The organism is Streptomyces sp. NPDC057950 (genome assembly GCF_042887295.1).
Classification (GTDB): Bacteria; Actinomycetota; Actinomycetes; order Streptomycetales; family Streptomycetaceae; genus Streptomyces; species Streptomyces kaempferi.
Map to the genome: position 1 here is coordinate 46,354 of NZ_JBHVPP010000032.1, position 25,100 is coordinate 71,453.

Annotated in this window: 22 protein-coding genes; 5 read left to right on the forward strand and 17 right to left on the reverse strand. The window is 72.2% G+C overall.

The window, feature by feature from the left end; translation table 11 throughout:
• Positions 1 to 112: 112 nt before the first annotated feature.
• Positions 113 to 718, reverse strand: a complete 606-nt coding sequence (locus ACFVTC_RS38425; RefSeq protein ID WP_390133784.1) for a CGNR zinc finger domain-containing protein — start codon at positions 716 to 718, stop codon at positions 113 to 115.
• 92 nt (positions 719 to 810) lie between these two features.
• Between ACFVTC_RS38425 and ACFVTC_RS38430 the strand changes: the two genes are divergently transcribed.
• Positions 811 to 1,197, forward strand: coding sequence for a VOC family protein (locus ACFVTC_RS38430; RefSeq protein WP_390133786.1), 387 nt, complete (start codon positions 811 to 813; stop codon positions 1,195 to 1,197).
• Between the two features lie 13 nt (positions 1,198 to 1,210).
• Here the strand turns inward: ACFVTC_RS38430 and ACFVTC_RS38435 are convergent, their stop codons facing one another.
• The 4 genes from ACFVTC_RS38435 to ACFVTC_RS38450 all read right to left on the reverse strand — a co-directional run bounded on the left by ACFVTC_RS38435 (position 1,211) and on the right by ACFVTC_RS38450 (position 5,340).
• Entirely contained in the window at positions 1,211 to 2,359 is a 1,149-nt protein-coding gene (locus ACFVTC_RS38435; RefSeq protein ID WP_390133788.1) for a dipeptidase, read from the reverse strand.
• Between the two features lie 124 nt (positions 2,360 to 2,483).
• The gene (locus tag ACFVTC_RS38440; RefSeq protein ID WP_390133790.1) at positions 2,484 to 3,662 is read right to left on the reverse strand and encodes a dipeptidase; all 1,179 of its coding nucleotides are present in this window, start codon (positions 3,660 to 3,662) and stop codon (positions 2,484 to 2,486) included.
• 5 nt (positions 3,663 to 3,667) lie between these two features.
• A complete protein-coding gene (gene purE, locus ACFVTC_RS38445; protein ID WP_390133792.1) occupies positions 3,668 to 4,192 on the reverse strand; it encodes a 5-(carboxyamino)imidazole ribonucleotide mutase in 525 nt (174 codons plus the stop codon).
• Positions 4,189 to 5,340, reverse strand: a complete 1,152-nt coding sequence (locus ACFVTC_RS38450) for a 5-(carboxyamino)imidazole ribonucleotide synthase (RefSeq protein ID WP_390133857.1) — start codon at positions 5,338 to 5,340, stop codon at positions 4,189 to 4,191. Before ACFVTC_RS38450 ends, purE begins: the two co-directional genes overlap by 4 nt.
• Before the next feature lie 264 nt (positions 5,341 to 5,604).
• Here ACFVTC_RS38450 and ACFVTC_RS38455 point away from each other — a divergent pair, with 264 nt between their 5' ends.
• Positions 5,605 to 6,183: a GtrA family protein gene (locus tag ACFVTC_RS38455; protein WP_390133794.1), complete on the forward strand. Its 579-nt coding sequence runs from the start codon at positions 5,605 to 5,607 to the stop codon at positions 6,181 to 6,183.
• Between the two features lie 80 nt (positions 6,184 to 6,263).
• Here the strand turns inward: ACFVTC_RS38455 and ACFVTC_RS38460 are convergent, their stop codons facing one another.
• Both ACFVTC_RS38460 and ACFVTC_RS38465 read right to left on the reverse strand, forming a co-directional pair.
• Positions 6,264 to 7,541 (reverse strand): ATP-binding protein, encoded by a 1,278-nt coding sequence (locus tag ACFVTC_RS38460; protein WP_390133796.1) that lies wholly within the window; start codon positions 7,539 to 7,541, stop codon positions 6,264 to 6,266.
• A 219-nt stretch (positions 7,542 to 7,760) separates the two neighbouring features.
• Entirely contained in the window at positions 7,761 to 8,438 is a 678-nt protein-coding gene (locus ACFVTC_RS38465) for a response regulator transcription factor (protein ID WP_018566970.1), read from the reverse strand.
• Between the two features lie 493 nt (positions 8,439 to 8,931).
• On the opposite strand from ACFVTC_RS38465, the gene ACFVTC_RS38470 reads away from it, so the two are divergent.
• Complete coding sequence (locus tag ACFVTC_RS38470) at positions 8,932 to 10,428, forward strand: oligopeptide:H+ symporter (protein ID WP_390133798.1); 1,497 nt, start codon at positions 8,932 to 8,934, stop codon at positions 10,426 to 10,428.
• 110 nt (positions 10,429 to 10,538) lie between these two features.
• Here the strand turns inward: ACFVTC_RS38470 and ACFVTC_RS38475 are convergent, their stop codons facing one another.
• The 6 genes from ACFVTC_RS38475 to ACFVTC_RS38500 all read right to left on the reverse strand — a co-directional run bounded on the left by ACFVTC_RS38475 (position 10,539) and on the right by ACFVTC_RS38500 (position 16,260).
• Positions 10,539 to 11,786, reverse strand: a complete 1,248-nt coding sequence (locus ACFVTC_RS38475; protein WP_390133800.1) for a hypothetical protein — start codon at positions 11,784 to 11,786, stop codon at positions 10,539 to 10,541.
• 110 nt (positions 11,787 to 11,896) lie between these two features.
• Positions 11,897 to 13,063, reverse strand: a complete 1,167-nt coding sequence (locus tag ACFVTC_RS38480; RefSeq protein ID WP_390133859.1) for a hypothetical protein — start codon at positions 13,061 to 13,063, stop codon at positions 11,897 to 11,899.
• A 38-nt stretch (positions 13,064 to 13,101) separates the two neighbouring features.
• Positions 13,102 to 14,079, reverse strand: a complete 978-nt coding sequence (locus tag ACFVTC_RS38485) for a hypothetical protein (RefSeq protein WP_390133802.1) — start codon at positions 14,077 to 14,079, stop codon at positions 13,102 to 13,104.
• 31 nt (positions 14,080 to 14,110) lie between these two features.
• Positions 14,111 to 14,872 carry an LPXTG cell wall anchor domain-containing protein gene (locus tag ACFVTC_RS38490; RefSeq protein ID WP_390133804.1) on the reverse strand — a complete coding sequence of 254 codons (762 nt, stop codon included), beginning with the start codon at positions 14,870 to 14,872 and terminating at the stop codon, positions 14,111 to 14,113.
• Between the two features lie 131 nt (positions 14,873 to 15,003).
• A complete protein-coding gene (locus ACFVTC_RS38495) occupies positions 15,004 to 15,585 on the reverse strand; it encodes an ATP-binding protein (protein WP_390133806.1) in 582 nt (193 codons plus the stop codon).
• A gap of 306 nt (positions 15,586 to 15,891) precedes the next feature.
• On the reverse strand, positions 15,892 to 16,260 hold the full coding sequence (locus ACFVTC_RS38500) for an STAS domain-containing protein (protein ID WP_390133808.1): 369 nt from the start codon (positions 16,258 to 16,260) through the stop codon (positions 15,892 to 15,894).
• A 249-nt stretch (positions 16,261 to 16,509) separates the two neighbouring features.
• Between ACFVTC_RS38500 and ACFVTC_RS38505 the strand changes: the two genes are divergently transcribed.
• Positions 16,510 to 17,418 (forward strand): RNA polymerase sigma factor SigF, encoded by a 909-nt coding sequence (locus ACFVTC_RS38505; RefSeq protein ID WP_390133861.1) that lies wholly within the window; start codon positions 16,510 to 16,512, stop codon positions 17,416 to 17,418.
• Positions 17,419 to 17,734: 316 nt separating this feature from the next.
• Positions 17,735 to 19,309: a ricin-type beta-trefoil lectin domain protein gene (locus ACFVTC_RS38510; protein ID WP_390133810.1), complete on the forward strand. Its 1,575-nt coding sequence runs from the start codon at positions 17,735 to 17,737 to the stop codon at positions 19,307 to 19,309.
• Positions 19,310 to 19,351: 42 nt separating this feature from the next.
• Here ACFVTC_RS38510 and hutI read toward each other — a convergent pair whose 3' ends face one another.
• The 4 genes from hutI to hutU all read right to left on the reverse strand — a co-directional run bounded on the left by hutI (position 19,352) and on the right by hutU (position 24,895).
• Positions 19,352 to 20,518: an imidazolonepropionase gene (gene hutI, locus ACFVTC_RS38515; protein ID WP_390133812.1), complete on the reverse strand. Its 1,167-nt coding sequence runs from the start codon at positions 20,516 to 20,518 to the stop codon at positions 19,352 to 19,354.
• Positions 20,519 to 20,553: 35 nt separating this feature from the next.
• Entirely contained in the window at positions 20,554 to 21,918 is a 1,365-nt protein-coding gene (locus ACFVTC_RS38520; RefSeq protein WP_390133863.1) for a formimidoylglutamate deiminase, read from the reverse strand.
• Positions 21,909 to 23,111, reverse strand: a complete 1,203-nt coding sequence (locus ACFVTC_RS38525; protein WP_168533702.1) for an allantoate amidohydrolase — start codon at positions 23,109 to 23,111, stop codon at positions 21,909 to 21,911. The genes ACFVTC_RS38520 and ACFVTC_RS38525 overlap by 10 nt, the downstream gene beginning before the upstream one ends.
• A 119-nt stretch (positions 23,112 to 23,230) precedes the next feature.
• Positions 23,231 to 24,895 (reverse strand): urocanate hydratase, encoded by a 1,665-nt coding sequence (gene hutU, locus ACFVTC_RS38530; RefSeq protein ID WP_390133814.1) that lies wholly within the window; start codon positions 24,893 to 24,895, stop codon positions 23,231 to 23,233.
• Positions 24,896 to 25,100: the final 205 nt, after the last annotated feature.

Genomic DNA, 25,100 nt, shown 5'->3' on the forward strand with positions numbered 1-25,100 from the left:
CGGACGACGCCGGTCCGGCCGAGGCTCAGTCGGCCGGACCGGCGTCGCACACATTCTCCACCGTCCCCGGGGACGGCGCGGCCGGTTGGCCCACTTCGTGCGGCCGCGTCACCTACTTCGCGCGGTAGCGGCGCATCTTGGCGCGTGCCCCGCAGACCGACATCGAACACCAGCGGCCGCGGCCGGCCGGGGAGCGGTCGTAGTACGCCCAGTGGCAGGTCGACGCCTCGCATGCCTTCAGCCGGGCCCAGGTGCCGTCGACGAGCGACTCCGCGATGGCGGCGGCGACGCGGGAGATGAGGGACCCGTTCACGGCGGGCGACGGGGTGGTGGGGGCCGAGAGGGCCGCCGATGCCGAAAGGACGACGGGGACGGCGGGGACGGCCGGGACGGCGGGGACGGCGGGGACGGCGGGGACGGCCGGAGCGAAGCCCGCGCCGCCGTCCCGTCCGTCGACCGTGAGGTACAGGGGCGCGCCGGCCAGCAGTTCGCCGAGCGGGGTGACGGGCCGGTGCGGTGGATGGTCCGCGTGGGCCAGGCACACCGCGCGCAGCGACTCGCGCAGTTCGCGTGCGGCCTCGGTGCCGCCCGCCGCGAGGCCGAACGCGGCCCGGCCCTCGGCGGTGTCCAGCCGGTCCGCGCCCGATTCGAGGTCGAGGGTGTTCACCAGGGACTGGATCAGGACCAGTCCTCCAGGTGCGGGTGCACGGTCGTTCATGGTTGCGACGTTACCTCCTATGCGGGAGTATGCAGTAACACTGTTACCTCATTCAGGGGTCTACAGGTAACCATTCTCCCGTAGGAGGGGTCATGGCTCTCGCCAAGCTCGGCGTCGTCGTCCTGGACTGTCCCGACCCGCGCGCGCTGGCCGAGTTCTACGCCGAGGTGCTGGGCGGCACCGTGGAATCCGAGGAGGGGAACGCGGGAGACGCAGGAACCGCGGACTGGGTGGATCTGGTGGTGCCCGGCGGACAGTCGCTGGCGTTCCAGGCCGCTCCCGGGCACGTACCGCCGCGGTGGCCGGCGCCCGAGGGCTCGCAGCAGTTTCACCTGGACCTGACCGTCGACGATCTGGACGCGGCCGAGAAGGGCGTGCTCGCGCTCGGCGCGCGGCCGCTGGACGCGGAGGACCGCTCCCGGGGCTGGCGGGTCTACGCCGACCCCGCGGGGCACCCGTTCTGCCTCTGCGCCTGCTGACCGTGGCGCCGGATCAGCCGTCCAGTTCGGCGATCCTGGCCGTGGACGGCTCGCGGCGCTGCTGGGCCGCCCGCGCCGTGAAGTCCGCACTGCGCACGATTCGCTGGACGTTCCCCCAGGTCAGCAGGGCGAGATCAGCCTCGGACCAGCCGCGGGCCAGGAGTTCGGCGATCAGGTTCGGGTAGCAGGACGCGTCGGCGAGGTCCTGCGGATGCGCGGCCCCGGAGTCGTACGTCCCCGAGACGCCGACGCACTCCGGGCCCGCGACGGCCCGGACATGGTCGAGGTGGTCGGCGACGTCCCGGACGGTCGGGCCCGCCTGCTCGGCGGTGAGCGGGACCATGCACACCCCCTTGGCCGCGCCCAGTCCGGCGAGGACGTCGTCGGAGAGGTTCGCCGGGTGGGGACGGAGCGCGCGGGCCGCCGAACGGGTGAACAGGACCGGGGCCTTGGAGGCCGCCAGGGTACGGGCGACGGTGGCGTCCGAGGTCCCGGAGAGGTCGGCGATCACGCCCAGCCGGTTCATCTCGCGCAGTACCTCCTCCCCGAACCTGGTCAGGCCCGCCTGGCTGGCCCAGGAGGCGCCCGCGAGGGTGAGGACCCGCAGGCCGAGGGTGCGCAGGGCCCGCAGGATGCCGAGCGAGTCGCCGAGCGCGGCGGCACCGGCCGGGCCCAGCAGCACGGCCACCCGGCGGCAGAGCCGGGCGTCGTTGACCTCGGAGGCGGTGTGCGCCATCCGCAGCCCCTCGGGGTGCGCCTGGACCACGGTGCGTACCAGATCCAGCTGTTCCAGGGTGGCGCCGACGGCCCGGTCCCCGGCCAGTCCCTCGGGCAGGTGCAGCGACCAGAACAGCGCGCCGACATGCCCCTCGCGCAGCCGCGGCACATCCGTGTCCACGGCGCTCTCGCCCACCTCCAGGTCGTACCAGGGCAGGTGCCGCAGTGCCCAGGGCAGACCGCTGTAGCCGTCGGCGACGGGATGGCCGGCGAGGAAGCTGCGCGCACGCGCCAGGGGATCGGCGTCCGGGGCGTCGTCCCGCGCCGCGGCCGGCGCCGACTCCGGGACGTCCAGGTCCGCCGTCCCGGACTCCGCCCAGGCAGCGGGCCGGTCGAGCTCCGCCACCTCGGGGGTGGGGTGCAGTTCTTCCTGCAGGTCTGCCATGACGTGGCTCCGTTGCGTGGACGGTGATCGCAGTACCGTCACCGTCGCACGGGGCCCGGGGGAGCTTCCTGGTGGACGGGGCGTTCGGGGGTACGGCCCGTCCACCCGGAAGCGGCCGGGACTGTCAGCCGTCCAGCTGTCGGAGCGTCGCGTTCGACGGGCCGCGCGTCGCCCGCAGGCCGCGGGCCACGTCCTCGGCCGCGCCCAGCACCCGTACCGCGTTCTGCCAGGTCAGCTTGGCGAGGTCGGAGCGGGACCAGCCGCGCGCGAAGAGCTCCGCGATCAGGTTCGGATAGCCGGAGACGTCGTCGAGGCCCTCGGGCGTGAACGCCGTGCCGTCGTAGTCGCCGCCGATGCCGAGGTGGTCCACGCCCGCGACCTCGCGCATGTGGTCGAGATGGTCCGCCACCGTCGACACCGTGGCGACGGGCCGCGGGTTGGTCTCCTCGAAGGCACGGTGGACCTTCATCCCCTCGGGGGTGGTGTCGAGGTGGTGGAGGCCGTGCGCGCGCATGTTCTCGTCGGCCGCGGCCGTCCAGTCGACCGCGGCCTGCAGGACGAACTTCGGTACGAACGTCACCATCGCCACTCCCCCGTTGGCGGGCAGCCGCTCCAGGACGTCGTCCGGGATGTTGCGCGGGTGGTCGCAGACCGCGCGCGAGGAGGAGTGGGAGAAGATCACCGGGGCGGTGGACGTGTCCAGCGCGTCCCGCATGGTCGTCGCCGCGACGTGCGAGAGGTCGACCAGCATGCCCTCGCGGTTCATCTCCCGGACGACCTCGCGGCCGAAGGCCGACAGACCGCCGACGGCGGGGACGTCCGTGGCCGAGTCCGCCCACGCGGTGTTGTCGTTGTGGGTGAGCGTCATGTAACGCACGCCCAGCGCGTACAACCCCCGCAGCGCGCCGAGGGAGTTGTCGATGGAGTGACCGCCCTCCGCGCCCATGAGCGAGGCGATCCGGCCCTCCGCCCGCGCCGCCGTCATGTCCGCCGCCGTCAGCGCGGCGCGCAGGTCGGCCGGGTGACGGTCGATCAACTGCCGTACGCAGTCGATCTGTTCGAGCGTCATGGTGAGCGGGTCGGGCAGGTCCGAGCGGACGTACACCGACCAGTACTGCGCGCCGACGCCGCCGGCGCGCAGGCGTGCCAGGTCGGTGTGCAGATGGGCGCTCTGGTCGGTGGCGATGTCACGGGCGCCGAGGTCGTAGCGGACCTGCTCGCGCAGAGCCCAGGGGAGGTCGTTGTGACCGTCCACCACGGGGAACTCCCGCAACAGGTCCCGGGCTTCGTCGAGGGATGCCATCCGCGTCACTTCCCGAAGCCGAAGCCGCCGGCCATGCCCTCGACCTTGGCCCGCAGCCGCTTGCCCTTCTCGGTGGCCTGGTCGTTCAGCTCCTGCTGGAAGTCCCGCATGCGGGCGAGGAGTTCCTCGTCGTGCGCGGCGAGCATCCGGGCCGCCAGCAGGCCCGCGTTGCGGGCCCCGCCGACGGAGACGGTCGCGACGGGGACGCCGGCCGGCATCTGCACGATCGACAGCAGCGAGTCCATGCCGTCGAGGTACTTCAGCGGGACCGGTACGCCGATGACGGGCAGCGGGGTGACCGAGGCGAGCATGCCGGGCAGATGGGCGGCGCCGCCGGCACCCGCGATGATCGCCTTGAGCCCGCGCCCCGCGGCCTGCTCCCCGTACGCGATCATCTCGTGCGGCATGCGGTGCGCGGAGACGACGTCGACCTCGTAGGGGATCTCGAACTCGTGCAGGGCCTGGGCGGCGGCCTCCATGACGGGCCAGTCGGAGTCCGACCCCATGACGATGCCTACAACTGGGCTCATTCGGTGATCGTGCCTCTCAGGTAACCGGCTGCGTGGCGGGCGCGATCGAGGACGTCGTCCAGGTCGTCGCCGTAGGTGTTGACGTGACCGACCTTGCGGCCGGGCTTCACGTCCTTGCCGTACATGTGGATCTTCAGCTGGGGGTCGCGGGCCATGCAGTGCAGGTACGCGGAGTACATGTCCGGGTAGTCGCCGCCGAGGACGTTGACCATGACCGTCCACCTGGCGCGCGGGCGCGGGTCGCCGAGGGGGAGGTCCAGGACCGCACGGACGTGGTTGGCGAACTGGGAGGTGATGGCGCCGTCCTGGCTCCAGTGGCCCGAGTTGTGCGGGCGCATGGCCAGTTCGTTGACGAGGATGCCGGGCGTCCCGTCGGGCTCGCGGATCTCGAACAGTTCGACGGCCAGATGGCCCACGACGCCGAGTTCCTTCGCGATGCGCAGGGCGAGTTCCTCGGCCCTCAGGGCCAGCTCGTCCGGGATCCCGGGGGCGGGCGCGATCACCGTGTCGCAGACGCCGCCGACCTGCCGGGACTCGACGACCGGGTACGCGACCGCCTGGCCGTGCGGTGAGCGGACGACGTTCGCCGCCAGTTCCCGTACGAAGTCGACCTTCTCCTCGGCCAGCACGGGGACACCGGCGCGGAAGGGCTCGGCCGCCTCCTCCAGGGAGCGTACGAACCAGACCCCCTTGCCGTCGTAGCCGCCGCGGACGGTCTTCAGGATCACCGGAAAACCGTCGCCCTGGGCGCCGGGCGCGAGGCCCTCGGCCGCGAAGGCGGCGACGTCGTCGACGTCGCTCACGATCCGGTGCCGTGGGCAGGGCACGCCGAGCGCGTCGAGTTTGGCGCGCATCACACCCTTGTCCTGGGCGTGCACGAGCGCGTCGGGGCCCGGACGGACGGGAATGCCGTCCGCCTCCAGGGCGCGCAGATGCTCGCCGGGCACATGTTCGTGATCGAAGGTGATCACATCGCAGCCCCGCGCGAAGTCACGCAGCGTGTCGAGGTCGCGGTAGTCGCCGATGACGACATCGCCGACCACTTGCGCCGCGGAATCCTGAGGGGTGTCACTGAGGAGCTTGAACCTGATGCCGAGCGGGATGCCCGCCTCGTGTGTCATACGAGCGAGCTGACCCCCGCCGACCATGCCGACTACCGGGAACGTCACGCTCCAAGAGTATCGGCCGCGCCGCGGCGATCGGATTCCGCTCTCCGCGCGCCCGCCCCCGCACGCCCCTCGGTCCGCTCCCCGCCCTGCCGTACGCCCCGCGCCCGCCCCGTCGGTGACCCGCTTTTTCCGCACCCGTGAGTCTGCCCACAGGCACGACAGGGAGCCGCTGGTTAGCATGGCCGGGTTGAAACAACCGAACGACGACCGACCGATGACCGGACGACGGGGGCTGGCGACACCATGGGCAGTGCTTCTTCGGGGCTTCATACGAGGCCTCGCGGCGCGGTTCGCCGCCGTTTCGACCAGCTCCTGCGGGAAGTCGCCAAATTCGGCGCGGTCGGCGGCGCGGGCCTGCTCGTCAACCTGGTGACCTTCAACCTGGTCCGGCACGCCACCGGACTGCAGGTCGTCCGGGCCAGCGTCATCGCCACGGTCGTCGCCATCGTCTTCAACTACGTCGGGTTCCGCTACTTCACCTACCGGGACCGCGACCGCGGCGGCCGCACCCGGGAGATGACCCTCTTCGTGCTGTTCAGCGCGGTGGGACTGGTCATCGAGAACGGTGTGCTGTACGTGGCGACGTACGGCTTCGGCTGGGACAGCCAGCTGCAGAGCAACGTCTTCAAGTTCGTCGGCATCGGCATCGCGACCCTGTTCCGCTTCTGGTCGTACCGCACCTGGGTGTTCCGCACGCTGCCGGCCGAGGAGCCGGCGACCGGGACGGAGCCGGGGACGCAACCGCGGACGCGGGCCGTCCTCGACGAGCCGGAGGCGCAGACCGGCGCCGAGCTCGCGCCCGCCAGGGTTCGGGCCGGCTAGGGCCTGTTGCGAAAGCGGGCGGGACTTTCGCAATACGCCCTGGGGCGGGTCGCGAAACCTTCCGTCACGCCGGAGTCCCGCTACCGGACCGTCGGCTCCTCCTCGTCCACCAGCGGCGGCCTCTTCAGCGGCGTACGCGACAGGAACAGACCGAACACCGGCGGCTGCGCCTGCAGCATCTCCAGACGGCCCCCGTCGGCCTCCGCGAGGTCCCGGGCGACCGCGAGACCGATACCGGTGGAGTTGCGGCCGCTGATCGTGCGCTCGAAGATGCGGGCGCCCAGGTCGGTGGGGACCCCGGGCCCCTCGTCCGTGACCTCGACGACGGCCTGGTTGCCGGTGACCCGGGTCCGCAGGGCGACGGTGCCGCCGCCGTGCATGAGCGAGTTCTCGATGAGCGCGGCCAGCACCTGGGCGACCGCGCCCGGGGTGCCGACCGCCCGCAGGTGCCGCTTGCCCGAGCTGACGATGGCGCGGCCCGCGCTGCGGTAGGCGGGGCGCCACTCCTCGAGCTGCTGCTTGATGACCTCGTCGAGGTCGAAGGAGACGGCGGAGCCCGTACGGGGGTCGCGGGCGTTGGTCAGCAGTCGCTCCACGACGTCCGTGAGCCGCTCCACCTGGGTGAGCGCGATCGTCGCCTCCTCCTTCACGATGTCCGGGTCATCCGTGAGGGTGATTTCCTCCAGCCGCATGGAGAGGGCCGTGAGGGGCGTGCGGAGCTGGTGGGAGGCGTCGGCGGCCAGGCGGCGCTCGGCGGTCAGCATGCGGGCGATGCGTTCCGCGCTGCTGTCCAGGACGTCCGCGACACGGTCCAGCTCCGGGACGCTGTAGCGCTTGTGGCGGGGGCGGGGGTCGCCGGAGCCGAGCCGCTCGGCGGTCTCCGCGAGGTCGGTGAGCGGGGAGGCCAGGCGGTTGGCCTGGCGTACGGCGAGCAGGACGGCGGCGATGATCGCGAGCAGGGCGACCGCCGCGATGATCAGGAGGGTGCGGCCGACCTCGCGGGTCACGGCCGAGCGGGGCTCCTGGACGACGACCGTCTCGCCCTCCTCGCCCTTGGCCGTGGAGTGGATGACGTCGCCGCTGGGCTGGATCCCGACCTCGATGGGGGGCTGGCCGGGGACCCGGATCACGGCGTAGCGGTCCTCCGCGACCTGGTTCCTGAGGATCTCCGCGTTGATGTGTTCCTCGCCGAGGATGCGGCTGTCCACGATGCTGGCGAGGCGCAGGGCCTCGGAGTCCACGCGTTCCTGGGCACTGTTGCTGATGGTGCGGGTCTCGACGATCACGAGGGAGACGCCGAAGACGGCGATCACCACGAGGACGACGGCGAGGGTGGACTGGATGAGGCGGCGACGCACGGGACCCTCCGGGCGGGTGGCTGTACGGGGATCAGTGTGCACTGTCGCGATGGCGGAGGGGTCTCTTCGCCCCCGCCCCGACCCGACCCGATTCGTCCCGTACCTGGGGGCTCCGCTCCCAGACCCCCGCCAAGGAGCTGCCCCCCGGACCCCGCATCGCCCGGAGGGCTCGTCCTCGAACGCCGGACGGGCCGAGTAAGCGGGCCCCGGCCGGCGCCGTCAGCTCTTCTCGAAGCGGAAACCGACACCCCGTACCGTCGCGATGTACCGGGGGTTCGCCGCATCGTCACCGAGCTTCTTGCGCAGCCAGGAGATGTGCATGTCGAGGGTCTTGGTGGACGACCACCACGTGGTGTCCCAGACCTCGCGCATGAGCTGGTCCCGGGTGACGACCCGCCCCGCGTCCCGGACCAGCACCCTCAACAGGTCGAACTCCTTGGCCGTGAGCTGGAGTTCCTCGTCACCCATCCAGGCCCGGTGCGACTCGACGTCGATCCGCACCCCGTGCGTGGCGGGCGGCTGCTGCGGCTCGGCGGCGCCACGCCGCAGGAGCGCCCGGACGCGGGCGAGCAGTTCGGCGAGACGGAACGGCTTGGTCACGTAGTCGTCGGCGCCCGCGTCGAGACCTACGACGGTGTCCACCTCGTCGGCGCGCGCGGTCAGGATGAGGATGGGGACGGTGTGGCCTTCGGCACGGAGTCGGCGGGCCACTTCCAGGCCGTCCATCCCGGGCAGCCCCAGGTCCAGGACGACCAGGTCGACGCCGCCCTGCATCCCGGCGTCGAGCGCGGTGGGTCCGTCCTCGCGCACTTCGACCTCGTAACCCTCCCGGCGCAGGGCACGGGCCAGCGGCTCCGAGATGGACGCGTCGTCCTCGGCGAGCAGTACACGGGTCATGGGGTGATGGTAGTCCGCCTCGGACAGCACCTGTGGTGTGATCGGCAACCGGGATTCTTACCTACGACCGGTCGGAGAGCCGCCTTCGGCTGTGGGACACGATCTTGGGTAAGGCCTTCGAATACCCTTCCGTGGTTCCATTATTACCTGTGATCCATCTCTCAAGTCCTTTCATATGCGGCATTGACATGTCGTATGGTGACCAGACGCCTGTAGCACCGCACTAGGACCTTTGGCGCGTTATGTGACGCTGAGGGTCTCTTTTGTGTGCGGGCTGGTGTTTCGCCAGCCTCGAAAGGAATGACCTGTGGCCGGGCCCGAGCGCATCGACGCGTGACGGGCGTGGATCCCGGTGGTCGCCGTGCACCGCTTCGCGAACCGGAGCGGACTCCCCGTGGGCGTGGGGTGGACGGGTCGGACCTCGCCGGTGCCGGCCGCCCCCCACCGGGCGCGCGACGCTCCAGCAGCGCGTCCCGACCAGCAAGGAACGACCATGGCGTCCAGCCTGACGAAGGACTCGGTCACACCGGGCACTCCCGGTTCCGAGAAGACCTTCTTCGGCCACCCCCGCGGACTGGCCACTCTCTTCATGACCGAGATGTGGGAGCGTTTCTCCTACTACGGCATGAAGGCTCTGCTCCCGCTGTACCTGGTGGCACCGGGCGGCCTGCACATGAGCGCGGCCACCGCGACCGCGATCTACTCCGTGTACCTGTCCCTGGTGTACCTCCTCGCCCTGCCGGGCGGCTGGTTCGCCGACCGTGTCCTCGGCCCCCGCAAGACGGTCGCCGTCGCGGGCCTGATCATCATGCTGGGCCACCTCACGCTCGCCCTGCCCACCTCCGGCACCTTCTTCGCGGGCCTCGGCCTCGTGGCCATCGGTTCCGGTCTGCTCAAGGCCAACATCTCGACGATGGTCGGCCACCTCTACAACGGCCCGGACGACCCGCGCCGCGACGGTGGCTTCACCCTCTTCTACATCGGCATCAACCTGGGCGCCTTCATCGCGCCGCTGGTCATCGGCACCGTCGGCGAGAACGTGAACTGGCACCTGGGCTTCGCGATCGCCGCGCTCGGCATGGCCCTGGGTCTGGCCCAGTACCTGCTCGGCGGCCGTCACCTGAGCCCCCGCTCGCAGGAGGTCCCCACGCCTCTGTCGGCCGAGGAGAAGGCCGCGACGCTGCGCAAGTCCGCGTTCTGGGCGGCCGTCGCCGTCGTCTTCTACGCGATCGTCGGCTTCTCGGGCCACTACACGCTGAACTGGCTGCTGGTCCCGATCACGCTCGCCGGTCTGGTCATCCCCGTCATGGTCATCGGCCGCATCAAGCGGGACAAGGACCTGGACCGCGCCGACCAGTCGAAGATGTCCGCGTACATCTGGTTCTTCGTCGCGGCGGCCGTCTTCTGGATGATCTACGACCAGGGCGGCTCGACCCTGTCGATCTTCGCCGAGTCGTCCGCCAAGAACACGATCTTCGGCTGGAACTTCCCGGTCTCCTGGTACCAGTCGGTCAACCCGGTCATGATCATGGCTCTGGCCCCGGTCTTCGCCTGGGCGTGGCTGTCGCTGAACAAGCGCGGCAAGGAGCCGAGCACGGCCACCAAGTTCGCCTCCGGCCTGATCCTGGTCGGTGCGTCGTTCTTCCTCTTCCTGGCCCCGCTGACGATCGCCGAGGGCGGTCACAAGGCGGCGGCGATGTGGCTGGTGGCGATCTACTTCGTGCAGACCGTGGGCGAGCTGACGCTCTCTCCGGTGGGTCTGTCGGTCACGACGAAGATGGCTCCCGCGAAGTACGCCTCGCAGATGATGGGTGTCTGGTTCCTGGCGGTCACCGCCGGTGACGCCACGACCGGCATCCTCTCCATCGCCGAGGTCGACCTCAACAAGACGGGCATCGTCGCCCTGGAGGCCACGCTCGCCGTGATCGCCGGCATCGCGGTCTGGATGTACCGCAAGCGGGTCAAGGAACTGATGGGCGACGTCAACTGACGCACCCGCGCCGGGGGCTTCCCCCGGTGCACGCCCGGCACCCGGAGGGCCACCGCACCACATCGGCGCGGTGGCCCTCCGGCGTTCCCGCGCCCGGACGCGGGGACGGTTCAGTGCGGGTGCCGGCGGGGCAGGAACGTGAAGACCGCTCCGCCGAGCAGGATCACCGTTCCGGCGACCAGCCCAAGCGCCCTGAGCGCGCCATGGCTGTCGGAGCCCGTCTCCGCGAGGCCGCCGGACGTCGACGTGGACCCGGACGACGTACCGCCGGACGTGGAGGTGGACCCTCCTCCGCCGGACGCGCCGCCCTCCTGCCGCGTGGTGTCCAGGGTCAGCGAGACCTGTGACGTCTGCGGGGTGCAGGTCGTCGTGGTGCCGAGGGCCTTCACCGTCAGCACACCGGGTGCCAGGGTGGACTCACCGCTCGCGCCGGGCTTGTACGTGCCCGTGAGGTCGGGAACCGCGATGGGGTCCCCGGACTTGATCGGCTGGGCGTTGGCCGGCCCCTCGACGTGGACGGTGCCCTTGTCCGCACCGCCGAGGACCACCTCCATCGACGGCTTGACCGAGTTCGCCGGGATGTCGGCCGGACTGTCCATCACGGACTTCTTGAACCGGACCGTGAGGTCGAAACCCCCACCGTTCTTCCGTGCGTCGATCTGTACAGGAGAGGTGGCGTTCTTGTCCCCTATCGGCGTCTTGCACGCGTAGGCGACGGAGACCTCCTTTCCGGTGAAGTCCGTCTGTCCCCCGCTGTCGCTCGGGCTCGCCGACGCCGATCCGGAGGGCTGCGTCGACGCCGTGCCGGAGGGGGTGGTCGAGGGCGTCGATGTCGGAGTCGGTGACGGTGACGTCGGGGCACCTGTCACCTCGATCGTCGCCGCCGGTTTCACCGTCTCGGTCGGTGCGCACTTCGTGTCCGTCGAGAAGGCGTTGATGCTGTACGCGTCCGGGGTCAGCGTGACCGTGCCGGGTGCCGTCAGCTTCAGGGTGCCCTTCATGTCGGAGAGCACCATGGCCCCGCCCTTGGGTATGGCCGGGTTCTTACGGGGGCCCTGCATCGCGAGGTCCGCGGTCTGCGCACCGGCCGCCTTGAGGGTGCCGCTCGGCTGGACCGAGTCGGCCGGGAGGTCGATGAGGTCCGGGTTCTTCGACGCGGCCCGCGTGAACTTCCAGACCACCTCGACCTCGTCGCCCACGCCCGCCGTCGCGGGCGCGGTGATCTGCACCTCGGTGGTGCCCTCGACGGGGTCCAGGCCGGAGGCCGCGGGCGGAACGCACCGGGTCGCGTAGGACACCCCGGCGGCCTGTGCGGGGCCCGCCGCGACGCCCACCAGAAGGCCCGCGCCGACGAACATCAGCGCGAACCCGGTCGCGCTCGCTCTGCGGCCACCCCCCGGGACTGTTCTCCGCCCGTCCGAGGGGGCGCCTCTCCGCCCTCCCGCCGACGCAACTCTCCATCGCGTACTCACGTGTTCCCCTTCGTCGTCGGAGTGTTCTCTTGCGGTGCGGAGAGCTGACCGTTCGCGGTGCCGCCGGGATCGTTGTCCGGCGTGAACCACGGCAGGGCCGGGGTCGTGGCGGTCTTCGGCACGCGGTTCCCCGCCGCGGCGGACCTCGCCGTCTCCGGCGCGGTGGGTGCGGACGGCGGGGCGGGGGAACCGCCCGGCCTCGGCAGCCGGAGGGTGATACCGGCCAGCCGCAGGCCCCGGTGCCGGCCCGCGCGGCGCGCCGCCCGGCGCGGCCGCACCCGGTCCACCACGGCCATCCCGATCCGGAACACCGCCGCCGGGACGACCACGCACAGCAGGATCCAGAAGAGCGTCACGCCCCAGGGGCGGCCGACGCCCCACGGCTGTTCGGCGAGGACCTTCCCGTCGTACCTCAACGAGACCGTGTAGTCGCCGTGCGCCCCGGCCGCGAGCTCCACCGGGAGGGTGATCCGCGCCTTCCTGCCGGGCGCGACCGTGCCGCGCCACTGCTGTTCCTCCCACTGCGGCGCGAACACCCCGTGCGAGGTGCCGACCTGGAAGACGGGATCCTTGACGGAGGCGGTGCCGACGTTGCCGACGGTGAAGACGAGGTCCCGGGCGGGCGGCGCGCCGAACCAGGTCAGCACTCCGCCGGAGCCGTCCAGCCGGGTGTCGGTGAGTATCACCAGGCGTCCGCCGCCCGACTCCTTCGGCAGCGGTTCGACGGGGTGCCCGGCGACCATGAAGACGGTGTCGGCAGCCGCCTGTCCGCCCGTGACCGTGGCGACGTGCACGACGCACGGGCACGGCTTGGGCGGCTCGGTGACCGGCAGTTTCTTCTCGAAGTTCCCCTTCGCGTCGGTGGTGACGGCCCGGCCGCCCGCGTTGGCACAGGAGTTGGTGCCGCCGATCACCCCACGGGACGGCACGGACTGTCCGCAGATCAGCAGCGTCAGCAGCGTCCTCGGCCGCCATCCGCTGCCGGTCACGGTGACCGAACCACCCGTCCCCGCCTCGGAGGTGGACAGTTCCACCCCCGGTCTCCCCGCCGCGGACGCGACGGACGCGGCGGACGCGGCGGACGCGGCGGACGACCCGACCACAGGGACCAGGAGCAGCGCGACCGCAACCGCCCGCACCGCCACCGCCCGCACCGCCACCACCGCCCGCACCGCCACGCGCGCCCTGCCACCGACGAAGCTCACGACACCGCTCCCGTCCACTCCGCGTCCGTACGCGCCACTTCCGCACGCGCCGCTTCCGCACGCGCCGGTGCGCACGCCCCGTCGTGCGTCCTACGGCGCCCGCGCCGCCGTACGACGAGCAGCGCGGTGACCCCGGCGAGGCCGCACCCGACGCCCGCGAGCCCGTCCCAGGGCACGAACCGCACCGGTGCGGAGGCGGTGGCGCGCGCCCCTCCCGCCGCCGTCACCGTGAGCCGCACGTCGACCGCGTCCAGCGCCGGCGGGTCGCGCCACGGTTCGGTGAGCGTCACGCGGCGGCCCGGCGGGAGCTCGACCCGAAGGGCCCTCGGGGGTCGGTCGAGGACCCTGCCGAGGACGCCGTCGGCGCGTACCGCGAGCTTCGGGGTGAGCACGGTGTTGCCGAGGTTGACCAGCTCGTACGAGATGCGTCCGCCGTGCAGGGTGACGTGCTCGACCGTGAGCGCCGACAGCGCCGGCCCGCCGACCCGCAGCCGCACCCGTACCGCCGAGGAGCGGCCGCCGGCGCTCGCGACGATGGCCCCCGGATGGTCGCCGGGCGTCGCGCCCGGCGGGACGCTCACGCTGAACGGCACGTCGGCGCGGGTGCGTGCGGGAACCCGGACGGACACCGCGCCGGCCGGTGCCCGGTGTCCCTCCCGCTTCTCGGCGAAGGCGATCCAGGCGCCCGTGTCCGTGGGTCTCCCGGTGGTACGGACGGTGAGGCCGCCGCGCGCGGTGCTGTCGGCGTCCGCGCCGCGCAGCCGGACCGTCAGCGGCCGCGCGCCCGGGTTGAGCACGGACACGGTGTCCTGGAGGACCGTGCCGGGCGTCCCCTCCGCGTAGACGTACGGCCGCCCGGTGCCCGCGGACGCGGACGGCACGACGGACCAGTCGGCCTCCCCCGCGGCGGCCGGAGGTGCGGCCAGCGACAGCAGCACGCCGACGGCACAGCACAGAACACGGGCGTACGGCATCGGCGGCTCCTGGTCGTTACGGGTCAACGCGTCAGCGGCGTGCCGCCTGCTGCCTGCGCGTCAGCCACAGCGCGCCCGCGGCGCCCGCGAGCAGCACCGTGCCGCCGAGCGTGCCGAGGGCCAGCGCCGAGTCGGCGGGACCGGTCTGCGGGAGTTGCCCGCCGGAGCCGGTCTGGGAACCCGACCCGCCCGAACCGCTCGAACCGCTCGAACCGCCCGAACCGGTCCCGCCGCCCGCGGCCGTGACGTCGAGGGTCAGCGAGGGCCCCGGGTTGTTGGTGGGCGTGCAGGTGGTGGTCGTGCCGAGCGCCTTGATGGTCAGGACGCCCGCCGTGAAGGTGACCTTGCCGCTCTTGGACGGGGTGTACGTCCCGCTCAGGTCGCTGATCTTGATGGGGGTGTTGGCGGGGATCGCGGCCGCGTTGGCCGGGCCGCTCACCGCGACCGTGCCGCTGTCCGCGCCGCCCACCTTGATGACCGCGCTCGGGCTCATCGCGCCCTTGCCCAGCTCGACCGGGCTGGAGGAGACGCCCTTCTGCCAGGACATGGTGAGCTTGTAGGCGCTGCCGCTCCTGACGCTCCTGATGTCGATGGGCGAGACGGCGCTCTTGTCGCCGATCGGCGTCTTGCACTGGTAGTCGACGTCCACCACGGCGGCCTGGGCGGCGGGGGCGGCCGTCAGCACCGCCGAGCCGGCCAGGGCCGCGGCGAGCGCGAACGCGGCGGTTCGTTTCTGGTACGTCCGGTTCGGCACGGCCTGCCCCTCACTCCCGACAGATTTCTGACGGAACATCAGATCGGCCGTCAAGGTACGCCCGGGGCCTTGTGGAGGGAAGACAAAGCGCGCGCCGGATCTGAGGAGATCCAGCGCGCGTGCGGCACGGGCGAAGAAGCGTTATGACCGCGGGTAACTCCTGGTGGGCGTCAGGCGGGTGCCCCGAGTTCCGCCCATACGGTCTTGCCGGCGACGCCCGGGGCACGGACGACTCCCCAGTCCAGGCACAGCCGCTGCACGATGAACATGCCGTGGCCGCCCGGCCGTCCGGCGCGGTGCGGGGTGCGCGGTGCGGGCTGGCCGGCGCCCCGGTCGGAGACCTCGACACGCAGCACCTTGTTGTCGCAGCTGATCCGGAGCTCCTCCGGACCCTCGGCGTGCAGACAGGCGTTGGTGACCAGCTCGGAGACGACCAGCAGGACGTCCTCGGCGGCGGCTCGCCGGTCGGCGCCCTCGGCGGGCAGCCAGCCCCACGCGTGCAGCGCCTGACGGGCGAAGTCGCGGGCTAGCGGCACGACGCCGCTCTCACCCTCGAAACTCAGCCTGCGGGCCGACCGACCGGCGGACGCAACGCCCACGTCGCCCGCGGACACCGTCACGGACACGCCGTCGGCGGTCGGGGCCACCGGGCGCCCGGACACGCTCACGCCGTCTCCCGACACCCCGGAAGCGCCGCCTTCGCCCGACTCCGGGCCGCGGTCGCCCGGCGAGTAAGGCCGGGTGGTGCTCATCAGCGCTTCACCTCACCGATTCACCAGTATCACGATTCAAGACTCAGTACTCAGCATGTGGTACGCACACCAGGGGCTTCCGCACTCAGGACATCAGGGCACTTCCGCGTCCAGGACGCTCGGGACGGATATCTGCAGCGTTTCTCTCCGACGTTCCCACCGATTCTCGCCGACACGGTCAGGATGTCTCCTGCCCGACTGTCGCGCGGGAACACCCCCCTGCCCGACCGGGAATGTGTGACGGACGTGACGCGGCGGCCGTCCGGCGGGACCTGGACGCGGCAGAGCGGCGCCCGGACGCCCCGGCTAGTCGGCCAGCGCCGCATCGAGCGACTCGTGAACGGTGAAGACGGCGTCCGCCCCGGTGATCTCGAAGACCCGGGCCACCACCGGCAGCATCCCCGCCAGATGGACCCCGCCGCCCGCGGCCTCGGCCTTGAGCCGGGCGCCGAGCAGCACGTTGAGCCCGGTGGAGTCGCAGAACTCCAGCCGTGAACAGTCCACGACGAGCCGGGAGAATCCCTTTTCGAGGCAGGCCTCGAGTGGCTCACGCAACAATTCGGCCGTGTGGTGATCCAACTCACCCGCGGGGGTCACGACGGCGCTAGAGCCCTCTTCCCGCACCTCGACAAGAAGCCGGCCCGACTGTGCGCTGCCGACCGTCCCGCGGTCCATGCCGTCTCTCTCCCGAGCGTCGTGAGTCCTGGTTACACACTCGAACACTACGCCTTCCCCACGATCTCCGACACCCGAACAACCCCCCGAAAACGGACATTTAGCAATGAAAGGCACTTGCGAGGGATACGCGAGAGCGGGTAGGGCTAGTAAGGACAGCTATTCGCCACGGCCGGCCACGGAGGCGCCGCACACCGCAGTGCACGTATTGGCATCGGCGGCCATATGCCGAGAACGATGGAGGACACCATGTCACCCCGGCTCGACGCATCGCAGACCCAGAGGGCGACGTCGGCACCCGCTCCGGAGCACCCGGACCACGCTCCCGCCGACCACGGCGCGGACCTCGCGGGCCTGGACGGACTTCCGGAGATCCCCCCGTACGACGAGGTGGGGGCGGTGGACGCACGAGCCCTGTCCAAGACGCTCTTCGAGCGCCTGGAGTCCCTCGAAGAGGGCACCCACGACTACTCGTACGTCCGCAACACGCTCGTCGAACTCAACCTCGCGCTGGTGAAGTTCGCCGCCTCCCGCTTCCGCTCCCGCAGCGAGCCGATGGAGGACATCATCCAGGTCGGCACGATCGGCCTGATCAAGGCGATCGACCGCTTCGAGCTGAGCCGCGGCGTGGAATTCCCCACCTTCGCGATGCCGACCATCATCGGCGAGATCAAGCGCTTCTTCCGCGACACGTCCTGGTCCGTGCGCGTGCCGCGCAGGCTGCAGGAACTCCGGCTCGACCTGGCCAAGGCGGGCGACGAGCTCGCCCAGCGGCTCGACCGGTCGCCCACCGTGGGCGAGTTGGCGGAACGCCTGGGCATCACCAACGACGAGGTCGTCGAGGGCATGGCCGCCTCGAACGCCTACACGGCCAGCTCGCTGGACGCCCAGCCCGAGGAGGACGACTCCGAGGGCGCGCTCGCGGACCGCATCGGCTACGAGGACCACGGGCTCGAAGGCATCGAGTACGTGGAGTCCCTCAAGCCCCTGATCGCCGGTCTCCCGCCGCGCGACCGGCAGATCCTGTCGCTGCGCTTCGTCGCCAACATGACCCAGTCCGAGATCGGCGACGAACTCGGCATCTCTCAGATGCACGTGTCGCGGCTGCTGTCGCGCACGCTGGTGAGGCTCCGCAGGGGCCTCACGGTCGAGGAGTGACGGAGCCTCACCCCCACAAACGGTCCCGGAACTCCCCCACGCACTCCTGGTACCCCCACAAACGGTCCCGGAACTCCCCCGCGTGGTCCCGGTGGAAAGCGGTCCGGCCCTGACGGCGCCGGACCGCTTCTTTCCGCTTCTTTCCGCTTCATCCGGTTCATTCCGCACGGTTCCTTTCCCCCGGCGGAAGTTACCCGGAGAAACCTCCTCGCCACTCTTTCCCCGGAGGGTCACCCCTGTCACTGTGGGCACCCCCAAACTGGCTGGTACGTCAGGACGGGGCGAGCGACCGCACGGGGGACGAGGAGGCGGAGGGATGGCTCAGGGCGATCCGGCCGGCAAGGACGACGAGACCGGGGCCGAGGGCGGCGGGGCTCACGCGCACACGCCCGACGCGCGTCTGACCGAACTGCTGCGCGCCGCCACCCCGACCGCGTACCCGGCACTGCAGGAACTCCGCGGCCGCCACCGCGCGTCGGTCCTCGCCTACGCCCGTCTGTGCACCACCAGCGAGTCCGTGGCACGCCAGCTCGCGGCGCAGGCCTTCACCCTCGCGGCCCGGGAGACGGCCCGCGGCAGCGACCCCGGCGTCCCGTGGCGGCACCGGCTCCTCCTGCTGACCGCGCGGGTGGCCGTGTCCTGGGCCACCGACGAGCGGGCCGCCGGCCTCGACGCCGGACTGCTCCTGGTCCTGAACACGGCCGGCCCCGAGGGCCCCGTCCCGCGGATGCTCCCGGCGTTCCAGTCCCTCCCGTCCCGCGCCCAGGGCCTGATCTGGTACGGGCTGGTGGAGCGGGAGCCCGAGGAGCGGACGGCGGTACTGCTCGGGCTCACCCGTGAGGACGTGACGTACGGCACGGAGCAGGCGCTCCAGACGCTGGGCCAGGCCTGTCTGAAGGCCCGGCTGGCCGCCTCCGACGACCCCTCCTGCGGGGACTTCCGGCGGCTGATCGAGGAATCGCTGCGGCCCGGCAACCCACGCTTCAGTTCCGACCTGGACGCCCACATGGCGCACTGCGCGCACTGCACGGCGGCGTACGAGGAACTGTCCGCCCTGCGAGACCACCCGCGCACCACCCTGGCCGAGGGCCTGCTGCCCTGGGCCGGCACGGCGTACACCATGACCGGCGCCCACGAGCCGGCGCCCGGCGTCCGGGCGTCGTCCGGGCCGCCCTGGCCGCCGTCCCGCCGCCTGGTGCTGGCGTCGGCGGCCCTCGGGGTCGCCCTGGCGCCACTGCTGCTCCTCCTGCTGACGTCCGGTGGCTCACCGGCCCAGGACGCGGCGGGCGCGGTCGGCACACCCGCGATCCCGCCGTCGGTGACGGTCACGGCGACGGTCCCGGCGGCCCCGTCCCCCTCCCGGTCCCCGTCCCCGTCCGACCCGTCGGCCTCGGCGACCACCGCCTCCGCCTCCCCGGCCGCGCCCGCGTCGCCGTCGAGGTCCGCGCGTCCGAAGCCGTCCCCCGAGCCCACGCCGGCCGCTCCGCCGGGAGCCGAGTACGCCCAGGTGGTGAACGCCGCCTCGGGCCTGTGCCTGGACATCCGCGACGGCGACCTGGAGAAGGGCACGGACGTCGTCACGGCCCCCTGCGACTCCTCGTCCACCCAGCGCTGGCGCGTCGACGCCTCCCGCGGCGTCCTCCAGTCGTACGCCGACGGTGACTTCTGTCTGGACAGCCGCGGCTCCGTCGACAACGGCGTCGGCATCTGGGAGTGCTCCTCGGCCGAGGGCCGGCACGCCCAGAACCTACGGTTCACCGTGGGCGACGACGGCGTGATCCGTCCGGCCGTCGCCATCGAGACCGGGCTCACCCCGGACGGCGGCGACGGCCTGGCGCTGCTCCCGCTGAACGGGAGCGGGGAGCAGCGGTGGCGGGCGGGGGCGTCCTGACCGGACCGGGCGCCCAAATCCTCAGGACCGGGCCCGGGGAGATCAGACCTCGCGTACGCCGCCCCGCCAGACGCCGGTGACCAGCGGCACGCCGGGCCGGTAGGCGAGGTGCACGTGGCTGGGCGCGTCCAGGAGGGCCAGGTCCGCGCGGGCGCCGACGGTGAGCCGGCCGATGTCCTCGCGCCGCAGGGCCGCGGCGCCGCCCGCCGTGGCCGACCACACCGCCTCGTCCGGCGTCATCCCCATGTCCCGCACCGCGAGCGCGATGCAGAACGGGACGGACGAGGTGAAGGAGGAGCCCGGGTTGCAGTCGGTGGAGAGGGCGACGGTGACGCCCGCGTCCAGCAGGCGGCGGGCGTCCGGCCACTGGGCGCGGGTGGAGAACTCGGCGCCGGGCAGCAGCGTCGCCACGGTGTTCCCGCTCGCGAGCGCCGCCACGTCGGCGTCGGTCAGGTGCGTGCAGTGGTCGGCGCTCGCCGCGTCCAGCTCGACGGCGAGCTGGACGCCGGGGCCGTAGGTGAGCTGGTTGGCGTGGACGCGCGGGTGCAGGCCCTTCGCCTTTCCCGCGGTGAGGACGGCGCGGGCCTGGTCGCCGTCGAAGGCGCCCTTCTCGCAGAAGACATCGATCCAACGGGCGTGCGGGGCGCAGGCGTCGAGCATCTCGCCGGTCACCAGGGCCACGTACGCGGCCGGGTCGTCGGCGTACTCGGGGGCGACGATGTGCGCGCCGAGGTAGGTGACCTCGTCGGTGTGGCGGGCCGCGATCCGCAGGGCGCGGGCCTCGTCCTCGACGGTGAGCCCGTAGCCCGACTTCGTCTCGAAGGTCGTGGTGCCCTGGCGCAGGGCCTCGCGGAGGTAGTGCGTGAGGTTCCGCTCCAGGTCCTCGTCGCTCGCGGCGCGGGTCGCTGCGACGGTGGTGCGGATGCCGCCCGCCGTGTAGCCGCGGCCGGACATCCGGGCGTTGAACTCCTCGGTGCGGTCGCCGGCGAAGACGAGGTGCGAGTGGGAGTCCACGAAGCCGGGGACGACGGCCCGGCCCCCGGCGTCGACCCGGTTGTCGGTGGCGGGTGCTTTCCTTGATTCACCGGTCCACGCGACGCGGTCGCCGTCGATGACGACGGCCGCGTCCTGGATCAGACCGAGGGGTCCGTCACCGAGGGAGGGATCGTTGGTGACCAGCGTGGCGATGTTGGTGATGACGGTGCTCATGGCGTCCTTGTCGGTGGTGAGCCTGTGGACGGGTGTCAGGCGCGCAGCGCTTCGACGGCGTCCGCGAGGGCCTTCGGCACATCCGGTACGAGGGTGTGCGCGCCGTCGCGTACGACGGCCCGGCCCGCCACGACCGTGTGGCGTACGTCGGCGGCCGTCGCGGCGAATACGGCCGACTCCGCGCCGAGTCGCGGCAGCGTGCCCGCCGTTCTGACCGAGTCGAGCGCGATCGTCGTGAAGTCGGCGCGCGCGCCGACTTCCAGGATGCCCGCGTCGTCCCAGCCCAGCGCCGCGTGACCGTCCGCGGAGGCGGCGCGCAGCAGGGCGGCGGCCGTCCAGTGGCCGCGGGTGCGGGTGCGCAGGCGTTCGTTCAGCTCCATCGCGCGGGCCTCTTCGAGGAGGTCGATGACGGCGTGGCTGTCGGAGCCGAGGGAGAGGGGCGAACCCGCGCGTTGCAGGGCGGCGGCGGGGCCGATGCCGTCGGCGAGGTCGCGTTCGGTGGTGGGGCACATGCAGGTGCCGGTCGAGGAGCCGCCGAGCAGGGCGATGTCCTCGTCGGTGAGGTGCGTGTTGTGGACGCCCGTGGTGCGCGGGCCGAGCACGCCGTGGTCGGCGAGCAGCCGCGTGGGGGTGCAGCCGTGGTGCCGCAGGCAGGCGTCGTTCTCCGCGGTCTGCTCGGACAGGTGTACGTGGAGCGGGGCGTGCCGTTCCTCGGCCCAGCGCGCCACGGTCGCCAGCTGTCCGGCGGGCACGGCCCGTACGGAGTGGACGGCCGCGCCGATCCGCGCGTGGTCACGGTCCTTGAGGAGGGAGGAGCGTTCCGCCCAGGCGTCCGCGCTGCCGTCGGAGAAGCGCAGCTGGTGGCGGTTGGGCGGCTGGCCGAAGCCCGAGGAGACGTACGCGGTGTCGAGCAGCGTGATCCTGATCCCGGCCTCCCGCGCGGCCTCGATCAGTGCCTCGCCCATCGCGTTCGGGTCGGCGTAGGGGGTGCCGCCCGGGGCGTGGTGCAGGTAGTGGAACTCGCCGACGGCCGTGACGCCCGCGAGCGCCATCTCGGCGTACACCGCGCGGGCGAGCGCGTGGTAGGTGTCCGGGGTCAGCCGGTCCGCGACGGAGTACATGGTCTCGCGCCAGGTCCAGAAGGTGCCGGAGCCCACCTGGACGGTGCCGCGCAGGGCTCGGTGGAAGGCGTGCGAGTGGGCGTCGGCGAGTCCGGGGAGGGTGAGTCCGCGCAGGATCTCGGCGCCCGGGGGCGGGGTGCGGACGCCCGTGCGCAGGGCGGTGATGCGGCCGTCCGTGCCGGCGGCGGAGCCGCTGCCCGACACGGTCAGGGCGACGCCCGGCTCGACGTGGGTGTCGAGCCAGGCGTGTTCCAGCCAGTACGTCTGCGTCACCTGCAGGCCAGCCCTTCGAGTACGTCGGCGAGTGCGGTCACCCCGGCCACGCAGTCGTCCTCGGCGGCGTACTCGGCCGGGGAGTGCGAGACACCCGTGGGGTTGCGTACGAACAGCATGGCGGTCGGGACGGTCCCGGAGAGGATTCCGGCGTCGTGTCCGGCGCCCGTCCCCAGCACGGGGACGGTGAGGTCCGCCGTGGTGGTGAGGATGCGGGCGAGTTCGTCGCGCAGGGCGTGCTCGAACTCGACGACGGGGGTGAACGACTCGCGCACGACGTCGAGTTCGACGCCCTGGGCCTGCGCGTACTCCCGGGCGGCCTTCTCGATGCCGGTGACGACGGTGTCGAGGGTCGGCTGGTCGGCGGCACGGGAGTCCAGCCAGCCGCGCACCAGCGACGGGATGGCGTTCACGCCGTTCGGCTCGACGGAGATCTTGCCGAAGGTGGCGACGGCGCCCGTGATCAGGGCCTCGCGCCGGGCGGCGAGCACGGTCTCGGCGTACGGGAGCATCGGGTCGCGGCGGTCCACGAGCCGGGTGGTGCCCGCGTGGTTGGCCTCGCCCCGGAAGTCGAAGCGCCAGCGGCCGTGCGGCCAGATGGCGCTGGCGATGCCGACCCGGTCGCCGGACAGGTCGAGGGCCCGGCCCTGCTCGACGTGGAGTTCGACGAAGGCGCCGATACGGGAGAGGCGTTCCGGGTCCGGCCCGATGGTGTCGGGGTCGTACCCGGCCCGTTCCATGGCCTGCGGGAGCGTGACGCCGTCGGCGTCCGTGAGCCGGTGTGCCTGCTCGACGGTGAGCTGCCCGGCGGCCAGCCGGGAGCCGACGCAGGCGAGTCCGAACCGGGCGCCCTCCTCGTCCCCGAAGTTGACAACGGCGAGCGGCCTGGTGAACCGGGCCTGCCTGCCGCGCAGTTCGTCGAGGGCGGCGAAGGACGACACGACGCCGAGCGGCCCGTCGAAGGCACCGCCGTCGGGCACGGAGTCCAGATGGGATCCGGTGACCACGGCGTCGCCCTCGGCGGGGTCGCCGAGCCAGGCCCACTGGTTCCCGTTGCGGTCCAGCTCGTAGCGCAGTCCGCGGGACTCGGCCTGCGTCCGGAACCACGCCCGGCAGTCGGCGTCGGCCCCGGTCCAGGCGAACCGGCGGTATCCGCCGCTGTCCGCGTGGCGCCCGATGGGCCGAAGGTCACGCCACATGGTGTGGAAGGAGGCCGGCCCGGAGCCGCCCGGTGCCGCCGGGGCGGCCGGGGCGGCCGGGGCGGCCGGGGCGGCCGGGGCGGCCGGGGGCACGGTCCCCGGGCCGCCGTCGTGCTGGGTCACGCGGAGTCGCCTTCCCGCATCGGGACGCGCACGCCGCGCTCGGCGGCGACGGACTCGGCGATGTCGTAGCCGGCGTCGACGTGGCGGATGACGCCCATGCCGGGGTCGTTGGTCAGGACGCGGCGGATCTTCTCGCCGGCCAGCGCGGTGCCGTCGGCGACGGTGACCTGGCCGGCGTGGATGGAGCGGCCCATGCCGACGCCGCCGCCGTGGTGGATGGAGACCCAGGAGGCGCCCGAGGCGACGTTCACCATGGCGTTGAGCAGCGGCCAGTCGGCGATCGCGTCGGAGCCGTCGAGCATGGCCTCGGTCTCGCGGTACGGGGAGGCGACGGAACCGCAGTCGAGGTGGTCACGGCCGATGGCGAGGGGTGCGGCGAGCTCGCCGGAGGCCACCATGTCGTTGAACCGCTCGCCCGCCTTGTCGCGCTCGCCGTAGCCGAGCCAGCAGATACGGGCGGGCAGGCCCTGGAAGTGGACGCGCTCGCCGGCCAGCTTGATCCAGCGGTGCAGGGACTCGTTCTCCGGGAAGAGGTCGAGGATCGCCTTGTCCGTCTTGTGGATGTCGGAGGCCTCGCCGGACAGGGCCGCCCAGCGGAAGGGGCCCTTGCCCTCGGAGAAGAGCGGGCGGATGTAGGCGGGGACGAAGCCGGGGAAGGCGAACGCCCGCTCGTAACCCGCGAGTTGCGCCTCGCCGCGGATCGAGTTGCCGTAGTCGAAGACCTCGGCGCCGGCGTCCATGAAGCCGACCATGGCCTCGACGTGGCGGGCCATCGACTCGCGGGCGCGGGTGGTGAAGCCCGCCGGGTCCTTGGCCGCGTACGAGGCCATGTCGTCGAAGTCCACGCCGACGGGGAGGTAGGCGAGCGGGTCGTGGGCCGAGGTCTGGTCGGTCACGATGTCGATGGGGGCGCCCTCGGCGAGCATGCGGGGCAGCAGGTCGGCGGCGTTGCCCAGGAGGCCGATGGAGAGCGGCCTGCGCTGGTCGCGGGCCTCGACGGCGAGCTGGAGGGCGTGCTCCAGGGAGTCGGCCCGCACGTCCAGGTACCGGTGCTCGATGCGGCGCTCGATGGCGCGCGGGTCGACGTCGATGCAGATCGCGACGCCGTCGTTCATCGTCACGGCGAGGGGCTGGGCACCGCCCATGCCGCCGAGACCGGCGGTCAGGGTGATGGTGCCGGCGAGTGTGCCGCCGAACTTCTTCGCGGCGACGGCGGAGAAGGTCTCGTAGGTGCCCTGGAGGATGCCCTGGGTGCCGATGTAGATCCAGGAACCGGCCGTCATCTGGCCGTACATGGTGAGGCCGAGCGCCTCCAGGCGCCGGAACTCCTCCCAGTTGGCCCAGTCGCCGACCAGGTTGGAGTTGGCGATGAGGACGCGCGGGGCCCACTCGTGGGTCTGCATGACGCCGACGGGACGACCGGACTGGACGAGCATCGTCTCGTCCTGCTTCAGGGTCCGCAGCGTGCGCACCATGGCGTCGAAGGAGCGCCAGTCGCGGGCGGCCTTGCCGGTGCCGCCGTAGACGACAAGCTTGTCGGGGTGCTCGGCGACCTCGGGGTCGAGGTTGTTCTGCAGCATCCGCAGCGCGGCTTCCTGCTGCCATCCCAGGGCACTCAGTTCCGTACCGCGCGGCGCTCGGACGGGGCGGGGTCCTGACATGGTCTGCCTCCTGTGCGGAACTGTTCCGGCTGACGCTGCAGCGAACTGTTGCAGCAGATATTCACATCCTGTCGCCTTGAATAGAGCTAGTCAATAGAGGGATGGGCCGACACGGGCGCGCCGCGGGTGTTTGGCTGGGATGTATGGGCTCAGACAGGGACAGGTCGGGGGATCCGATGAGCGGCGGGACGGGTGGGCACAGGGC

Bases quoted from the DNA above. Each gene is read 5' to 3' on its own strand.
- ACFVTC_RS38425 (WP_390133784.1), bottom strand. From the start codon at position 718: ATGAACGACCGTGCACCCGCACCTGGAGGACTGGTCCTGATCCAGTCC.
- ACFVTC_RS38430 (WP_390133786.1), top strand. From the start codon at position 811: ATGGCTCTCGCCAAGCTCGGCGTCGTCGTCCTGGACTGTCCCGACCCG.
- ACFVTC_RS38435 (WP_390133788.1), bottom strand. From the start codon at position 2,359: ATGGCAGACCTGCAGGAAGAACTGCACCCCACCCCCGAGGTGGCGGAG.
- ACFVTC_RS38440 (WP_390133790.1), bottom strand. From the start codon at position 3,662: ATGGCATCCCTCGACGAAGCCCGGGACCTGTTGCGGGAGTTCCCCGTG.
- purE (WP_390133792.1), bottom strand. From the start codon at position 4,192: ATGAGCCCAGTTGTAGGCATCGTCATGGGGTCGGACTCCGACTGGCCC.
- ACFVTC_RS38450 (WP_390133857.1), bottom strand. From the start codon at position 5,340: ATGGTCGGCGGGGGTCAGCTCGCTCGTATGACACACGAGGCGGGCATC.
- ACFVTC_RS38455 (WP_390133794.1), top strand. From the start codon at position 5,605: ATGGGCAGTGCTTCTTCGGGGCTTCATACGAGGCCTCGCGGCGCGGTT.
- ACFVTC_RS38465 (WP_018566970.1), bottom strand. From the start codon at position 8,438: ATGACCCGTGTACTGCTCGCCGAGGACGACGCGTCCATCTCGGAGCCG.
- ACFVTC_RS38470 (WP_390133798.1), top strand. From the start codon at position 8,932: ATGGCGTCCAGCCTGACGAAGGACTCGGTCACACCGGGCACTCCCGGT.
- ACFVTC_RS38475 (WP_390133800.1), bottom strand. From the start codon at position 11,786: ATGTTCGTCGGCGCGGGCCTTCTGGTGGGCGTCGCGGCGGGCCCCGCA.
- ACFVTC_RS38485 (WP_390133802.1), bottom strand. From the start codon at position 14,079: ATGCCGTACGCCCGTGTTCTGTGCTGTGCCGTCGGCGTGCTGCTGTCG.
- ACFVTC_RS38490 (WP_390133804.1), bottom strand. From the start codon at position 14,872: ATGTTCCGTCAGAAATCTGTCGGGAGTGAGGGGCAGGCCGTGCCGAAC.
- ACFVTC_RS38495 (WP_390133806.1), bottom strand. From the start codon at position 15,585: ATGAGCACCACCCGGCCTTACTCGCCGGGCGACCGCGGCCCGGAGTCG.
- ACFVTC_RS38500 (WP_390133808.1), bottom strand. From the start codon at position 16,260: ATGGACCGCGGGACGGTCGGCAGCGCACAGTCGGGCCGGCTTCTTGTC.
- ACFVTC_RS38505 (WP_390133861.1), top strand. From the start codon at position 16,510: ATGTCACCCCGGCTCGACGCATCGCAGACCCAGAGGGCGACGTCGGCA.
- ACFVTC_RS38510 (WP_390133810.1), top strand. From the start codon at position 17,735: ATGGCTCAGGGCGATCCGGCCGGCAAGGACGACGAGACCGGGGCCGAG.
- hutI (WP_390133812.1), bottom strand. From the start codon at position 20,518: ATGAGCACCGTCATCACCAACATCGCCACGCTGGTCACCAACGATCCC.
- ACFVTC_RS38525 (WP_168533702.1), bottom strand. From the start codon at position 23,111: ATGTGGCGTGACCTTCGGCCCATCGGGCGCCACGCGGACAGCGGCGGA.
- hutU (WP_390133814.1), bottom strand. From the start codon at position 24,895: ATGTCAGGACCCCGCCCCGTCCGAGCGCCGCGCGGTACGGAACTGAGT.